Consider the following 14,652-nt stretch of genomic DNA (forward strand, 5'->3'; position numbering starts at 1 on the left):
CTTATGTCAGCCAAACATCCGGTTATTGCCGTCACGGGTTCCAGCGGTGCAGGAACGACCACCACAAGCCTTGCGTTTCGTAAGATATTTCAACAGCTCAACCTGCGCGCCGCCGAAGTCGAAGGCGACAGCTTCCATCGCTATACCCGCCCAGAAATGGACATGGCGATTCGTAAAGCGCGCGACCTGGGCCGTCACATCAGCTATTTCGGGCCAGAGGCCAATGACTTCGGGCTGCTCGAGCAGACGTTTGCCGAATACGGGCGCAGCGGCCAGGGGAAATCCCGCAAGTATCTCCACACCTATGACGAAGCCGTGCCGTGGAACCAAATCCCCGGGACTTTCACGCCCTGGCAGCCGCTGCCTGAACCTACAGACGTGCTGTTTTACGAAGGGCTGCACGGCGGTGTGGTCACCCCGCAGCACGACGTAGCCAACTATGTGGATTTGCTGGTCGGCGTGGTGCCCATCGTTAACCTGGAGTGGATTCAGAAGCTGGTGCGCGACACCAGCGAACGCGGCCATTCACGGGAGGCGGTGATGGATTCCGTGGTCAGATCGATGGATGACTACATCAACTTTATTACGCCGCAGTTTTCCCGCACCCATATCAACTTCCAGCGCGTCCCGACGGTAGACACCTCTAACCCGTTTGCCGCGCGCGGCATTCCGTCGCTGGACGAAAGCTTCGTTGTGATTCACTTCCGCGGGCTGGATAACATCGACTTCCCGTACCTGCTGGCGATGCTGCAAGGCTCTTTCATTTCACACATCAATACGTTGGTGGTGCCGGGGGGCAAAATGGGGCTGGCAATGGAGCTGATAATGACGCCGCTGGTGCAACGGCTGGCGGAAGGCAGAAAAGTCGTTTAGGGCGGCAAAATACCGCCCAGGACACGTATTACAGTTCAATCACTTCATAGCTGTGCGTGATGTTTGCGGCTTTCTCAAGCATCAACGCCACCGAGCAATACTTCTCCGCCGACAGGTCGACGGCGCGGGACACGGCATTGTCCTTCAGATCTTTGCCGGTCACGATGAAATGCAGATTGATGTGGGTGAACAGGCGCGGCGCTTCTTCGCGGCGCTCGGAGGTCAGCTTCACTTCGCAATCCGTCACGTTATGGCGGCCTTTTTGCAAAATAGACACCACATCAATGGCGCTACAGCCGCCGACCGACATCAGGACCATCTCCATCGGGCTGGGTGCTTTATCGCCTGAATTTCCGTCCATCAGGATCTGGTGACCCGACGCCGATTCGCCCAGGAAAGTTAACCCCTCAACCCATTTAACTCGTGCCTGCATTTTGCTTACTCCTGTTAAGAAATTTCCTTCCAGAGTACGCGGATGCAGCAATTGTCGCAACGGAAGGCGACCTGCGTCATGCTGAAACGAGACAATAGGAGACACTTGCCAAAAGCTATGCTAAAACAATCCGGATGCTACATTCGATACATTGACGTGATGTATGTATGCATTGGACATCACTAATTACAGGCGGCAAGATTGACTTGCTGGCCATTTCCCCCAGGTGGGAAATATTCTAACGATTGCAACGCCGGGCAGGAGGTTTTGCATCCTGTCTTTGGTAGCCAGTTTATAACAGAGGATAACCGCGCATGGTGCTTGGCAAACCGCAAACAGACCCGACTCTCGAATGGTTCTTGTCCCATTGCCACATTCATAAGTATCCATCGAAGAGCACGCTGATTCACCAGGGTGAAAAAGCAGAGACGCTGTACTACATCGTCAAAGGCTCCGTGGCCGTGCTGATCAAAGATGAAGAGGGCAAGGAAATGATCCTCTCCTATCTGAACCAGGGTGACTTCATCGGTGAATTAGGCCTGTTTGAAGAAGGCCAGGAGCGCAGTGCCTGGGTTCGCGCGAAAACCGCGTGCGAAGTGGCTGAAATTTCCTATAAAAAATTCCGCCAGCTTATCCAGGTTAACCCAGACATCCTGATGCGCCTCTCTTCCCAGATGGCCCGTCGCCTGCAGGTCACGTCAGAGAAAGTGGGCAACCTTGCCTTCCTCGACGTAACCGGCCGTATCGCTCAAACGCTGCTGAACCTTGCGAAACAGCCAGACGCCATGACCCACCCGGACGGTATGCAGATTAAAATCACCCGCCAGGAAATCGGTCAGATCGTGGGTTGCTCCCGTGAAACCGTAGGCCGCATTCTGAAAATGCTGGAAGATCAAAATCTGATCTCCGCGCACGGTAAAACGATCGTCGTTTACGGTACTCGTTAATTTCCGTTTCCAAAAAGGCGTATCGCTTCGGCAATACGCCTTTTTTGTCTCTAAAACTCCCTTTGCCCGCTCTAAATAATTCGAGTTACAGGTCGGCGGCAAGGGAGGGAGTCCCCAGGAGCTTACTCCAGTAAGTGACCGGGGCGAGTGAGTGCAGCCAACACCCCTGTAACTTGAAGTATGACGAGTCTATGTGGCGCCGACTTATTTATCATCCTGAGGTTAACTACGCACTGCGTCAGACGCTGGTGTTATGTTTACCCGTGGCCGTCGGCCTGGTGCTGGGCAGCCTGCAAAACGGCCTGCTTTTCTCGTTAGTTCCCGCCTGCTGCAACATTGCTGGCCTGGACACCCCCCATCGACGCTTCTTCAAGCGGCTGATTATCGGCGGCAGCCTGTTTGCGCTCAGCAGCCTGATCATGCAGCTTCTTCTGCTCTACACCTCGATCCCGCTGCCCATAATTCTGATGGTGATGGCGCTGATGCTCGGGGTAACCGCGGAAATCAGCGCCCTGCACGCCCGCCTGCTCCCCGCCTCGCTGATTGCGGCGATCTTCACCCTCAGCATGGCCGGGAACATGCCTATCTGGAAACCGATGCTGCTGTATGTTTCCGGCACCATCTGGTACGGCGTCTTTAACTGGTTCTGGTTCTGGATGTGGCGCGAGCAGCCGCTTCGCGAATCCCTGAGCCTGCTCTACCGCCAGCTTGCCGAATACTGCGAAGCAAAATACGGCATGCTGACGCAGCACACCGATCCGGAAAAGGCGCTGCCCCCGCTGCTGGCCCGCCAGCAAAAAGCCGTCGATCTGATTACCGTCTGCTATCAGCAGCTGCACATGCTGGCGGCTAACCAGCAGAACGGCTACAAACGCCTGCTGCGCGCTTTCCAGGTGGCGCTCGACCTCCAGGAGCACATCTCCGTCAGCCTGCACCAGCCCGAAGAGGTGCAGAAACTCGTTGAACAAAGCCACGCCGAAGCGGTGATCCGCTGGAACGCGCAAACCATCGCGTCTCGCCTGCGCGTGCTGGCGGACGACATCCTTTATCACCGCTACCCCAGACGCTTTGATATGGATAAACAGATCGCGGCGCTGGAAAAAATCGCCCGCCAAAACCCGGACAACCCGGTCGGGCAATTCTGCCACTACCACTTCAGCCGTATCGCGCGCGTGCTGCGCACCCAGCGCCCTTTATACGTCCGCGATCTGATGGAAGATCGCCAGCGCCGCCTGCCGCTGTGGCCCGCGCTAAAAAGCTATCTCTCCTTCAAATCGGCGGCGCTGCGCAACGCCGCACGGCTGGGCGTCATGCTCACCGTCGCCAGCCTGCTGGGCGCATCTTTACATCTGCCCAAGCCCTACTGGATCCTGATGACCATCATGTTCGTCACGCAAAACGGCTATGGCGCGACGCGCGTGCGGATTCTGCACCGTTCGGCGGGCACCATGGCGGGCCTGACGATTGCCGGGATCACTCTCCACTTCCACGTTCCGGAAAGCTACACGCTGGTGGCGATGCTGCTCATTACGCTGGTGAGCTACCTGTTTATCCGCAAAAGCTACGGCTGGGCCACCATCGGCTTTACCGTCACCGCGGTATACACGCTGCAGCTGATTACGCTTAGCGCCGAGCAATACATCGTGCCGCGTCTGATCGATACCCTGCTCGGCTGCCTGATTGCCTTTGGCGGCATGATCTGGCTGTGGCCGCAGTGGCAAAGCGGCCTGCTGCGCCAGAACGCCCACGACGCGCTGGAAACCGACCAGGAAGCAATACGGCTGATCCTAAGCCACGACCCGCAGCCGACGCCGCTGGCCTGGCAGCGCATGAAGGTCAACCAGGCGCACAACGCGTTGTTTAACTCGCTCAACCAGGCGATGCAGGAGCCGGGCTTCAACTCGCACTATCTGGATGACATGAAGCTATGGGTGACGCACAGCCAGTTTATCGTCGAGCATATCAACGCGATGACGACGCTTGCCCGCGAGCACAATATGCTGACGCCGGACCTGGCGCAGCGCTACCTGCAAGCCTGTGAAGTCGCGCTGCAAAGGTGCCAGCAGCGTCTGGAATATGACGGACCGGGGGAAACGAAAGACGCGGTGATTCTGGATTCAGAGGCGCTGCCGACCGGGCCGCTAAGCACGATGGAACAGCATTTACAGCGGGTTCTGGGGCACCTCAACACCATGCACACCATTTCGTCAGTGGCATGGCGTCAGCGCCCGCATCATGGCATTTGGCTCAGCAGACGCTTGCGACGTTCGTAGGGTGGATAAGCGGCAGCGCCATCCACCGAATTCCGCAAATATCTACCCTTTAACAATCTTCGCGACGGCGCTCGCAAAACGCTGCATACCCTCGGCAATATCCGCCTCTTCAACGATAAGCGACGGCGCGAAGCGCATCACGTCCGGCCCCGCGTTCAGCACCATAACGCCTTCCTGTGCGGCTGCATAAAGGAACTCACGCGCGCGGCCCTTGTACTGCGGCTTAAGCTCCGCGCCAATCAGCAGGCCCATGCCGCGAATATCGCTGAACACGTCGTATTCTTTGTCGATCTGCTGCAAATGCTCAACGAACTTTTCGCGTTTTGCCGTTACGCCTTTCAGCACTTCCGGCGTATTGATGATATCAAAGGCCGCACCCGCCACCGCGCAGGCCAGCGGGTTGCCGCCGTAGGTGGAACCGTGCGTCCCGACGTGGAAAGCTGAAGCAATCTCCTGCGTAGTCAGCATGACGCTTACCGGGAATCCGCCGCCGAGGGCTTTGGCGCTGGTCAGAATGTCCGGCGTCACGCCGTAGTGCATGTAGGCAAACAGCTCGCCGATACGGCCCATGCCGCACTGCACTTCGTCGAACACCAGCAGCGCTTTGTGCTCGTCGCACAGCGCGCGCAATCCCTTGAGGAATTCCGGCGTAGCGGCGGTGACGCCACCTTCGCCCTGAATAGGCTCCACGACGACCGCACAGGTATGGTCGTCCATCACGGCTTTCACCGCGTGAAGATCGTTAAACGGAACGTGGATGATGTCGGCGGGCTTGGGGCCAAAGCCGTCGGAATACTTGGGCTGTCCACCCACCGAAACGGTAAACAGCGAGCGGCCGTGGAAGGCGTTATGGAAAGCGATAATCTTGGTTTTATACGGGCTGTGGCGGGTGGACGCATAGTAGCGCGCCAGCTTAAAGGCGGTTTCGTTGGCCTCGGTGCCGGAGTTCATAAACAGGACGCGCTCGGCAAAGGTGGCGTCAATCAGCCTGCGGCCCAGGCGCAGAGCGGGTTCGTTGGTGAAAACGTTGCTGGTGTGCCACAGCGTTTCCCCCTGGGTTTTCAGCGCTTCCACAAGCTTAGGATGGCAGTGCCCCAGGGCGGTAACCGCGATGCCGCCCGCGAAATCAACGTATTCCTTGCCCTGCTGATCCCAAACGCGGCTGCCTTTTCCTTTCACCGGGATAAACTCGGCCGGTGCATAAATCGGCAGAATCACTTCATCGAAAGTTGCGCGAGTAATTGCTGATTGTTCAGTTGCCATTAAGTCCCCATCCCGTATTTATGCTGTAGCCATTCATGAAAATATAATCACGAAATATGCATAAAAACGCATCTTATGGCAATAAGAAATCAACGATTGAGGAAATTGCCCAGCAGCTGGTGCCCCTGTTCGCTCAGAATGCTTTCCGGATGGAACTGCACGCCTTCGAGATCCCACTCGCGGTGGCGAATCCCCATGATCTCGTTTTTGTCGGTCCATGCCGTGACTTCAAAGCCGTCGGGCAAGGTCGCGGGATCGATAAGCAGCGAGTGGTAGCGCGTAACGGTGAGCGGATTATTCAGGCCGCTGAACACGCCGCTGCCGTTATGGGAAATGGCGGAGGTTTTGCCGTGCATGACCTTTTCGGCGCGGATAATCGTTGCGCCAAAAGCCTGCGCGATGGCCTGGTGGCCGAGGCAAACGCCCAGAATCGGCAGTTGGCCGGCGAATCGTTCGATTGCGGCCAGCGAAATCCCCGCCTCGGTTGGCGTGCAGGGACCGGGCGAAATCACCAGCTTCTCGGGGGCCAGGGCGGCGATATCCGCGAGCGTGATTTCATCGTTACGCTTCACCACCACTTCGGCCCCGAGCTCGCAAAAATACTGGTACAGGTTCCAGGTGAAAGAATCGTAGTTGTCGATAAGCAGTAGCATGGCGGCTCCGGCAGAAAAAGAACCGCGCTATTCTATTCGCTTTCCCGCGCTTCGCTCACCACTTTAGTGAATATCTCAATAAGAGGTGCCAGATCGCCCAGCGCGCCGGCCTGATTTGCCGCCTGCCACGCCTGCGGATCGACGACGCTCCAGTCCAGCACGTAGCCCGCGTGAATCGCCAGCTGTTCGAAGAACACGCGCTGCGCCCGGCCGCTGCCGACAAAGAACGGATGCAGGACGTTGATTTCGCAGTAATAGTGCGCCAGACGCTCGATAAACTCGGCTTTGGGCAGCTCGGCAAGATAATGCTCGTCCTCCAGCTCCTGCATCAGATCGTTGCCTTCGTTTTCGATGTACTCGAAATGGCAGAAGCGGGTGTCGCCGCGCGAAATATCCACCTCGCGCAGCTCACCGGCCCAGTCGTAGGCATCCTGGAATAGCTGCTGATGGATGGAGCACAGCCACGGAAGGCCACGGTGCAGCGGGCCAAGCTCAATGGCCGCTGCTCGCTTTGCGAAAAGCTCATCCTGCGCGTGAGGCTCAAGCACGTCGAGCCGGCAGCTGGCCTCAAACGAACGGCCACGCAGCTGTTCCCACAGACGGATTTTTTGCTTTTCGGTGAGTTTCTTGCCCATATCGCCTCCCTTAATGCGTCACTGTTTTGCCACAAGTATAAGCAGCATTCTGCACAGCTGCCGGGAAGCGGGCAGAGCGCGGGCTGCAACAACCCGCGCGCAGGAAATTATGGCAGGACTTTCGCGGAGAGGATAACTATCGGTTTTGATGGAACATTCTGGTATGGGCCGACGTCGTGGGACTGAACCTGGGAGATCTTGTCCGCTACGTCCATGCCTTTCACAACTTTACCAAATACCGCATAGCCGAAGTCGCGCTGGCCGTGATCGAGGAAGGCGTTGTCCGCCACGTTGATAAAGAACTGGCTGGTCGCGCTGTCTTTGTCGGCGGTGCGCGCCATAGAAACGGTGCCACGGGTGTTACGCAGGCCGTTATCCGCTTCGTTTTTAATCGGTGGGTTTGGCTGCTTCTGGTTCATATCTTCCGTAAAGCCGCCGCCCTGAATCATAAAGCCCGGGATCACGCGGTGGAAGGTGGTGTTGTTGTAGAAGCCGCTGTTGACGTAATCAACGAAGTTCTTCACCGATACGGGAGCTTTTTGACTGTTTAATTCAAGCTCAATATTACCGGCGGAGGTGGTCAGAAGAACATGGGGGTCACCGCTTGCCGCCAGTGCAGCAGGAGAAATGGCCGAGATGGCGAACACAGCTGCAACAGCCGCCAGAGTCGATTTGAGCATCAGGAATTCCTTACGAAGGCAGTGAGTGAAGCAAGTTGCTAGATTGTAAAGAGGAGGGGCTAACTGCGCCAGCCCTTTACCGTTTTTTACTTTTCGGGAAATCAATAACTTGCATGAATGAATCTATTTTACAGGTTGAAATATGTGAGCTGATTCATGAAACGAAAGGTAATATCCAAACATAATTACAATGAATGTTTAAATCGATCACATTCACGGATAAAATTCACTCGCCCACAGCGCTGTCAACGCGCTTTACACTTCTATTCACAGGCAAGATATGACTAACAGCAATCGTACCAAGCTGCTATGGATCAGCTTTTTCTCCTACGCCCTGACCGGTGCGTTGGTGATTGTCACCGGGATGGTGATGGGGAACATCGCAGAGTACTTCCAACTGCCGGTTTCCAGCATGAGTAACACCTTCACCTTCCTGAACGCGGGCATCCTGATCTCAATTTTCCTGAACGCCTGGCTGATGGAAATCGTGCCGCTGAAAACCCAGCTGCGTTTTGGATTCCTGCTGATGGTGCTGGCCGTAGCCGGGCTTATCCTGGGCCATAACCTGATGATCTTCTCCGCCTCCATGTTCGTTCTGGGTCTGGTAAGCGGGATCACCATGTCGATCGGTACTTTCCTTATCACCCACATGTACGAAGGCCGTCAGCGCGGTTCACGCCTGCTGTTCACCGACTCCTTCTTCAGCATGGCCGGGATGATCTTCCCGATGGTGGCCGCAATTCTGCTGGCGCGCAGCATCAACTGGTACTGGGTCTACGTCTGCATCGGCCTCGTGTACGTCGCCATCTTCCTGCTGACCCTGGGCTGCGAATTCCCGGCGCTGGGCAAACACGCGAAGAAAGACGAAACTGCGCCCGTCGCGAAAGAAAAATGGGGCATCGGCGTGCTGTTCCTGTCCATCGCGGCGCTTTGCTACATTCTTGGCCAGCTGGGCTTCATCTCCTGGGTGCCTGAGTATGCGAAAAGCATCGGCATGAACCTCAACGACGCGGGCAAGCTGGTCAGTGACTTCTGGATGTCGTACATGGTGGGGATGTGGGTATTCAGCTTCGTGCTGCGTTTCTTCGATCTGCAGCGCATTCTGATGGTGCTCGCGGGCGCGGCAACCGTGCTGATGTATCTGTTCAACACCGGCGAACCTGCACACCTGGCGTGGTTTATCCTGGCCCTGGGCTTCTTCTCCAGCGCGATTTACACCACCATCATTACGCTTGGCTCTCTGCAAACCAAAATCGCCTCGCCGAAGCTGGTTAACTTCGTGCTGACCTGCGGCACCATCGGCACCATGCTGACCTTCGTGGTGACCGGCCCGATCGTTGCCCACAGCGGCCCGCACGCGGCGCTGCAAACCGCAAACGGCCTGTACGCGGTGGTCTTCGTGATGTGCGTGGTGCTCGGTCTGGTGACCAAACACCGCCAGCATAACGCGGCGGCAGCGGCTCACTAAGTTCCCGTTGAGTAGCGGCGGGTGGCGCTTCGCTTACCCGCCTTACAAAACAGGCTTTAACGAGGAGAAGGCCCGGCGTACTTAATCTCTTCCGCTTCGCCCAGCATCACCCAGGTTTGCGAAAGCTGCGTCGTCGCAATCACCCTTCCCTCGCGCACCGACCAGCGCACCGGCACTTGACGCCGCACCGCATCAAACCCGCTTTCCGCTGGCAGAATGATAAGATTCGCAGGCTTCCCTTCTTCGATACCGTACTCCTGCACGCCAAACGTCCGCGCGCCGTTTTCCGTAATCAGCTTCAGGCCTTCGTCGATTTGCTGATAGCCCATCATCTGGCAGACGTGCAGCCCCATATGCAGCACCTGCAGCATGTTCGCGGTGCCCAGCGGATACCACGGGTCAAACACATCGTCGTGACCGAAGCAGACGTTTATCCCCGCCTCCAGCAGCTCTTTTACGCGGGTCACGCCGCGCCGTTTGGGGTAATCATCGAACCGCCCCTGCAGATGGATATTCACCAGCGGGTTAGCGACAAAGTTAATGCCGGACAGCTTCAACAGGCGGAACAGGCGCGAGGTGTAAGCGCCGTTGTAGGAGTGCATCGCCGTGGTGTGGCTGGCGGTAACGCGATCGCCGATGCCGTCACGATGCGCCAGCGCGGCAACGGTTTCGACAAAGCGCGACTGCTCGTCGTCGATTTCATCGCAGTGAACGTCCACGCGGCGGCCATATTTCTGCGCCAGCGCGAAGGTTTTGTGCAGCGACTCGACGCCGTACTCGCGGGTGAATTCGAAATGCGGGATTGCGCCGACCACGTCAGCGCCCAGCCGAAGCGCCTCTTCCAGCAAAGCCTCACCGTTCGGATAGGAAAGAATCCCCTCCTGTGGGAAGGCGACTATCTGTAGCTCGACCCAGGGCGCAACCTCCTGCCTCACCTCAAGCATCGCTTTCAGGGCGGTCAGCGACGGATCGGAAACATCCACATGGGTACGCACATACTGAATACCGTTGGCTATCTGCCATTTCAGCGTCTGCCACGCGCGCTGCTTCACGTCTTCATGGTTAAGCAACGCCTTGCGTTCGGCCCAGCGTTCGATGCCTTCAAACAGCGTACCGGACTGGTTCCAGCTCGGCTGCCCGGCGGTTTGCGTGGTGTCCAGATGGATATGCGGCTCGATAAACGGCGCTATCGCCAGCCCGCCGCGCCCGTCGAGCACTCGCTCGCTTTCCCGCTGCGTTTCGCCCATCGGCGAAATCTTCTTGATGCGTCCGTCCGCAATAGCGATTTGCCAGAAGCCCGGGCGACCGGCCAGGCGAACGTTTTGGATCTGTTGCAGCGTTTCGTGACTCATTTTCTCTCCGATGCGCAGGGTTTCCTTACTTCATAGCACACTCCTTCCTTTAGTAGCCGAATTTCTACCAATGATGAAAAACCAACCAATTCCGTCACTTATAAAAATCCTCTTAAATCAATCATATACCCCTTAATGGGTATATAAAGGTGTAATTGATTTGCATCAATAATCGCCCTTGCTGAATCGTTAAGGTAGGCGGTAATAGAAAAGAAATTGAGGCAATTATGAGCAAAGTCAGAATCGCAATTATCGGTAATGGCATGGTCGGCCATCGCTTTATCGAGGACTTACTTGATAAAGCCCAGCCAGGCCAGTTTGAGATTACCGTCTTTTGTGAAGAGCCGCGCAAAGCCTACGACCGCGTGCATCTCTCTTCCTATTTTTCCCACCATACCGCTGAAGAATTATCCCTGGTCCGCGACGGCTTCTACGAGAAGCACGGCGTAAACGTGCTGGTTGGCGAACGCGCCATCACCATTAACCGCCAGGAAAAAGTCATCCACTCGAATACCGGCCGCACCGTGTATTACGACAAGCTGGTGATGGCGACAGGCTCCTACCCGTGGATCCCGCCAATCAAAGGCTCCGAAACCCAGGACTGCTTCGTCTACCGCACCATTGAAGACCTCAACGCCATCGAAGCCTGCGCGCGTCGCAGCAAGCGTGGTGCCGTGGTGGGCGGTGGCCTGCTCGGTCTGGAAGCGGCTGGCGCGCTCAAAAACCTCGGCGTGGAAACGCACGTTATCGAATTCGCACCGATGCTGATGGCCGAGCAGCTCGACCGCATGGGCGGCGAACAGCTCCGCAATAAAATCGAAAGCATGGGCGTGCGCGTGCACACCAGCAAGAACACCCAGGAAATCGTTCAGGAAGGCACCGAGGCGCGTAAAACCATGCGCTTTGCCGACGGCAGCGAGCTGGAAATCGACTTTATCGTCTTCTCAACCGGCATCCGCCCGCGCGACAAGCTGGCAACCCAGTGCGGCCTGGCGACGGCAAGCCGTGGCGGCATCGTGATCAACGACAGCTGTCAGACGTCTGACCCGGACATCTACGCCATCGGCGAATGCGCAAGCTGGAACAACCGCGTGTTCGGCCTCGTCGCCCCCGGCTACAAAATGGCGCAGGTTACGGCCGACCACCTGTTAGGCAGCGAAAACGCCTTCGAAGGCGCGGACATGAGCGCCAAGCTGAAGCTGCTGGGCGTGGACGTTGGCGGGATTGGCGACGCGCACGGCCGCACGCCAAAGGCGCGCAGCTACGTTTATCTGGACGAAAGCAAAGAAGTCTACAAACGCCTGGTGGTTAGCGAAGACAACAAAACCCTGCTGGGCGCGGTGCTGGTTGGCGATACCAGCGACTACGGCAACCTGCTGCAGCTGGTGCTAAACGCCATCGAACTGCCGGAAAACCCGGATTCGCTGATCCTGCCTGCGCATGCGGGCAGCGGCAAACCGTCCATCGGCGTCGACAAGCTGCCGGACAGCGCGCAAATCTGCTCCTGCTTCGACGTCACCAAAGGCGATCTGGTGAAAGCCATCAACGGCGGCTGCCACACCGTGGCGATGCTGAAAGCCGAAACCAAAGCCGGAACCGGCTGCGGCGGCTGTATTCCGCTGGTGACCCAGGTGCTCAACGCCGAACTGGCGAAACAGGGCATCGAAGTGAACAACAACCTGTGCGAGCACTTCGCCTTCTCTCGCCAGGAGCTGTACCACCTCATCCGCGTGGAGGGCATCAAATCCTTCGACGAGCTGCTGACCAAATACGGCAAGGGCTACGGCTGTGAAGTCTGTAAACCTACCGTCGGCTCCCTGCTCGCCTCCTGCTGGAACGACTACGTGCTGGAACCTCAGCACACGCCGTTGCAGGACACCAACGACAACTTCCTCGGCAACATCCAGAAAGACGGCACCTACTCGGTGATCCCGCGCTCCGCCGGCGGCGAAATCACGCCGGAAGGCCTGATGGAAGTTGGCCGCATCGCCCGCGAATACAACCTCTATACCAAGATCACCGGCTCCCAGCGCATCGGCCTGTTCGGCGCGCAGAAAGACGACCTGCCGGAAATCTGGCGTCAGCTGATTGAAGCCGGTTTCGAAACCGGCCACGCCTACGCCAAAGCGCTGCGCATGGCGAAAACCTGCGTCGGCAGCACCTGGTGCCGCTACGGCGTGGGCGACAGCGTGGGCTTCGGCGTCGAGCTGGAAAATCGTTACAAAGGCATCCGCACCCCACACAAAATGAAGTTCGGCGTGTCCGGCTGTACCCGTGAATGTGCGGAAGCGCAGGGCAAAGACGTGGGTATCATCGCCACCGAGAAAGGCTGGAACCTCTACGTCTGCGGCAACGGCGGCATGAAGCCGCGCCATGCGGATCTGCTGGCGGCCGACCTCGACCAGGAAACCCTGGTGAAGTACCTCGACCGCTTCATGATGTTCTACATCCGCACCGCCGATAAGCTGACGCGTACCTCCGTGTGGCTGGAAAACCTCGAAGGCGGCATCGATTATCTGAAGAAAGTCATTATCGAAGATAAGCTCGGCCTGAACGACCAGCTCGAAGCGGAGCTGTCGCGCCTGCGCGAGAAAGTGATCTGCGAGTGGACCGAAACGGTGAACACGCCGGAAGCCCAGGTACGCTTCAAGCACTTTATCAACAGCCCGCAGCGCGATCCGAACGTGCAGATTGTGCCCGAGCGCCAGCAGCATCGTCCGGCCACGCCGTACGAGCGCATTCCCGTCACCCTGGTAGAAGCGGAGGAGATCGTATGAGCCAGTGGACCACCGTTTGTCAGCTAAACGACATCCTGCCAGCAACCGGCGTTTGCGCGCTGCTGGGCAACCAGCAGGTGGCGATTTTCCGCCCGCGTAACGACGAGCAGGTTTACGCCATCAGCAATATCGACCCGTTCTTCGGGGCAAGCGTGCTGTCACGCGGGCTTATCGCCGAACACCAGAACGAACTGTGGGTTGCCAGCCCGCTGAAAAAACAGCGCTTCCGCCTGCGTGACGGGCTGTGCCTGGAAGATGAAAGCCGCTCCGTCGCGCATTTTGCCGCGCGCGTGCAGGACGGCATGGTTCAGATAAAAGCCTAATAAAACCACCCTCACCCCGGCCCTCTCCCCCAGGAGAGGGAGAAAGTCAAAAAGGCTTCTCCGGACAATCCCTCTCCTAACTGGTGAGGGATTGGGTGAGGGTGAAAAACACATTCTTTTCTTAATTTTTTACTTTTCTTTCAATTTGTTGGGATAACAAAAATGTTCACCGATACTATTAATAAATGTGCGGCGAATGCCGCGCGCATTGCCCGTCTGTCGAGAAACAATCCATTCGGCTTTTGGGTCAGTTCTGCCATGGCCGGGGCGTACGTTGGCCTTGGCATCATCCTGATCTTCACCCTTGGTAATCTTCTCGACCCGTCCGTGCGTCCGCTGGTGATGGGGGCGACCTTCGGGATTGCCCTGACGCTTGTGATTATCGCCGGTTCCGAGCTGTTCACCGGCCACACCATGTTCCTGACCTTCGGCGTGAAGGCCGGTACGATTTCCCACGGCCAGATGTGGGCTATTCTGCCGCAAACCTGGCTGGGCAACCTTATTGGCTCAGTGTTTGTCGCACTTCTGTACTGCTGGGGCGGCGGTAGCCTGCTGCCGGTAGACACCAGCCTCATTCACACCGTGGCGCTGGCAAAAACCACCGCACCGGCGATGACGCTGTTCTTTAAGGGCGCGCTGTGTAACTGGCTGGTTTGTCTGGCGATCTGGATGGCAATCCGTACCGAAGGCGCGGCAAAGTTCATCGCTATCTGGTGGTGCCTGCTGGCGTTTATCGCCTCCGGCTACGAGCACTCCGTTGCCAATATGACGCTGTTCGCCCTCTCCTGGTTTGGCCATCACAGCGAGGCCTACACGCTTGCTGGCATCGGTCACAACCTGCTGTGGGTAACGCTGGGTAATACCCTTTCCGGCGCGGTATTCATGGGTCTGGGTTATTGGTATGCTACGCCGAAAGCCGACCGCCCACAGCCTGAGCGTATCGCGGTACCCGAGGCCGCACGTCAATAATTGAGG

The 14,652-nt window shown here is 57.3% G+C and carries 13 protein-coding genes; 7 read left to right on the forward strand and 6 right to left on the reverse strand.

Annotated elements, in window-relative coordinates:
- Positions 1-3: 3 nt before the first annotated feature.
- Entirely contained in the window at positions 4-873 is an 870-nt protein-coding gene (locus tag ACSPHG_RS21990) for a phosphoribulokinase (RefSeq protein ID WP_435955594.1), read from the forward strand.
- Between the two features lie 28 nt (positions 874-901).
- On the opposite strand, the gene ACSPHG_RS21995 is transcribed toward ACSPHG_RS21990, so the two are convergent.
- The gene (locus ACSPHG_RS21995; RefSeq protein ID WP_435955595.1) at positions 902-1,306 is read right to left on the reverse strand and encodes an OsmC family protein; all 405 of its coding nucleotides are present in this window, start codon (positions 1,304-1,306) and stop codon (positions 902-904) included.
- A 314-nt stretch (positions 1,307-1,620) separates the two neighbouring features.
- On the opposite strand from ACSPHG_RS21995, the gene crp reads away from it, so the two are divergent.
- Together crp and ACSPHG_RS22005 are read left to right on the forward strand one after the other, a co-directional pair.
- Positions 1,621-2,253 (forward strand): cAMP-activated global transcriptional regulator CRP, encoded by a 633-nt coding sequence (gene crp, locus ACSPHG_RS22000; RefSeq protein WP_000242758.1) that lies wholly within the window; start codon positions 1,621-1,623, stop codon positions 2,251-2,253.
- A 191-nt stretch (positions 2,254-2,444) separates the two neighbouring features.
- Positions 2,445-4,526 carry a YccS/YhfK family putative transporter gene (locus ACSPHG_RS22005; RefSeq protein ID WP_435955596.1) on the forward strand — a complete coding sequence of 694 codons (2,082 nt, stop codon included), beginning with the start codon at positions 2,445-2,447 and terminating at the stop codon, positions 4,524-4,526.
- A gap of 42 nt (positions 4,527-4,568) precedes the next feature.
- On the opposite strand, the gene argD is transcribed toward ACSPHG_RS22005, so the two are convergent.
- From argD to ppiA, 4 genes are all read right to left on the reverse strand, one after another.
- A complete protein-coding gene (gene argD, locus ACSPHG_RS22010) occupies positions 4,569-5,789 on the reverse strand; it encodes a bifunctional acetylornithine/succinyldiaminopimelate transaminase (protein WP_435955597.1) in 1,221 nt (406 codons plus the stop codon).
- An 89-nt stretch (positions 5,790-5,878) separates the two neighbouring features.
- Positions 5,879-6,442: an aminodeoxychorismate synthase component 2 gene (pabA, locus tag ACSPHG_RS22015; RefSeq protein ID WP_435955598.1), complete on the reverse strand. Its 564-nt coding sequence runs from the start codon at positions 6,440-6,442 to the stop codon at positions 5,879-5,881.
- Between the two features lie 32 nt (positions 6,443-6,474).
- Positions 6,475-7,077, reverse strand: a complete 603-nt coding sequence (locus tag ACSPHG_RS22020; RefSeq protein ID WP_435955599.1) for a putative adenosine monophosphate-protein transferase Fic — start codon at positions 7,075-7,077, stop codon at positions 6,475-6,477.
- Between the two features lie 107 nt (positions 7,078-7,184).
- Entirely contained in the window at positions 7,185-7,757 is a 573-nt protein-coding gene (ppiA, locus tag ACSPHG_RS22025; protein WP_435955600.1) for a peptidylprolyl isomerase A, read from the reverse strand.
- A 280-nt stretch (positions 7,758-8,037) separates the two neighbouring features.
- On the opposite strand from ppiA, the gene tsgA reads away from it, so the two are divergent.
- The gene (tsgA, locus tag ACSPHG_RS22030) at positions 8,038-9,225 is read left to right on the forward strand and encodes an MFS transporter TsgA (RefSeq protein ID WP_435955601.1); all 1,188 of its coding nucleotides are present in this window, start codon (positions 8,038-8,040) and stop codon (positions 9,223-9,225) included.
- Between the two features lie 56 nt (positions 9,226-9,281).
- Here the strand turns inward: tsgA and ACSPHG_RS22035 are convergent, their stop codons facing one another.
- Positions 9,282-10,577 carry a cytosine deaminase gene (locus ACSPHG_RS22035; protein ID WP_435955602.1) on the reverse strand — a complete coding sequence of 432 codons (1,296 nt, stop codon included), beginning with the start codon at positions 10,575-10,577 and terminating at the stop codon, positions 9,282-9,284.
- A gap of 227 nt (positions 10,578-10,804) precedes the next feature.
- Between ACSPHG_RS22035 and nirB the strand changes: the two genes are divergently transcribed.
- The 3 genes from nirB to nirC all read left to right on the forward strand — a co-directional run bounded on the left by nirB (position 10,805) and on the right by nirC (position 14,646).
- Complete coding sequence (gene nirB, locus ACSPHG_RS22040) at positions 10,805-13,354, forward strand: nitrite reductase large subunit NirB (RefSeq protein ID WP_435955603.1); 2,550 nt, start codon at positions 10,805-10,807, stop codon at positions 13,352-13,354.
- Positions 13,351-13,677 carry a nitrite reductase small subunit NirD gene (gene nirD / locus ACSPHG_RS22045; RefSeq protein ID WP_435955604.1) on the forward strand — a complete coding sequence of 109 codons (327 nt, stop codon included), beginning with the start codon at positions 13,351-13,353 and terminating at the stop codon, positions 13,675-13,677. The genes nirB and nirD overlap by 4 nt, the downstream gene beginning before the upstream one ends.
- Positions 13,678-13,839: 162 nt before the next feature.
- Positions 13,840-14,646, forward strand: coding sequence for a nitrite transporter NirC (gene nirC, locus ACSPHG_RS22050; protein WP_435955605.1), 807 nt, complete (start codon positions 13,840-13,842; stop codon positions 14,644-14,646).
- Positions 14,647-14,652: the final 6 nt, after the last annotated feature.

The organism is Dryocola baronae, assembly GCF_051297175.1.
GTDB lineage: Bacteria > Pseudomonadota > Gammaproteobacteria > Enterobacterales > Enterobacteriaceae > Dryocola.

Coding starts and splice junctions, on each gene's coding strand:
- nirB (WP_435955603.1), top strand. CDS start 10,805: ATGAGCAAAGTCAGAATCGCAATTATCGGTAATGGCATGGTCGGCCAT.
- ACSPHG_RS21990 (WP_435955594.1), top strand. CDS start 4: ATGTCAGCCAAACATCCGGTTATTGCCGTCACGGGTTCCAGCGGTGCA.
- ACSPHG_RS22005 (WP_435955596.1), top strand. CDS start 2,445: ATGTGGCGCCGACTTATTTATCATCCTGAGGTTAACTACGCACTGCGT.
- ACSPHG_RS22020 (WP_435955599.1), bottom strand. CDS start 7,077: ATGGGCAAGAAACTCACCGAAAAGCAAAAAATCCGTCTGTGGGAACAG.
- crp (WP_000242758.1), top strand. CDS start 1,621: ATGGTGCTTGGCAAACCGCAAACAGACCCGACTCTCGAATGGTTCTTG.
- tsgA (WP_435955601.1), top strand. CDS start 8,038: ATGACTAACAGCAATCGTACCAAGCTGCTATGGATCAGCTTTTTCTCC.
- nirC (WP_435955605.1), top strand. CDS start 13,840: ATGTTCACCGATACTATTAATAAATGTGCGGCGAATGCCGCGCGCATT.
- pabA (WP_435955598.1), bottom strand. CDS start 6,442: ATGCTACTGCTTATCGACAACTACGATTCTTTCACCTGGAACCTGTAC.
- argD (WP_435955597.1), bottom strand. CDS start 5,789: ATGGCAACTGAACAATCAGCAATTACTCGCGCAACTTTCGATGAAGTG.
- ACSPHG_RS21995 (WP_435955595.1), bottom strand. CDS start 1,306: ATGCAGGCACGAGTTAAATGGGTTGAGGGGTTAACTTTCCTGGGCGAA.
- nirD (WP_435955604.1), top strand. CDS start 13,351: ATGAGCCAGTGGACCACCGTTTGTCAGCTAAACGACATCCTGCCAGCA.
- ACSPHG_RS22035 (WP_435955602.1), bottom strand. CDS start 10,577: ATGAGTCACGAAACGCTGCAACAGATCCAAAACGTTCGCCTGGCCGGT.
- ppiA (WP_435955600.1), bottom strand. CDS start 7,757: ATGCTCAAATCGACTCTGGCGGCTGTTGCAGCTGTGTTCGCCATCTCG.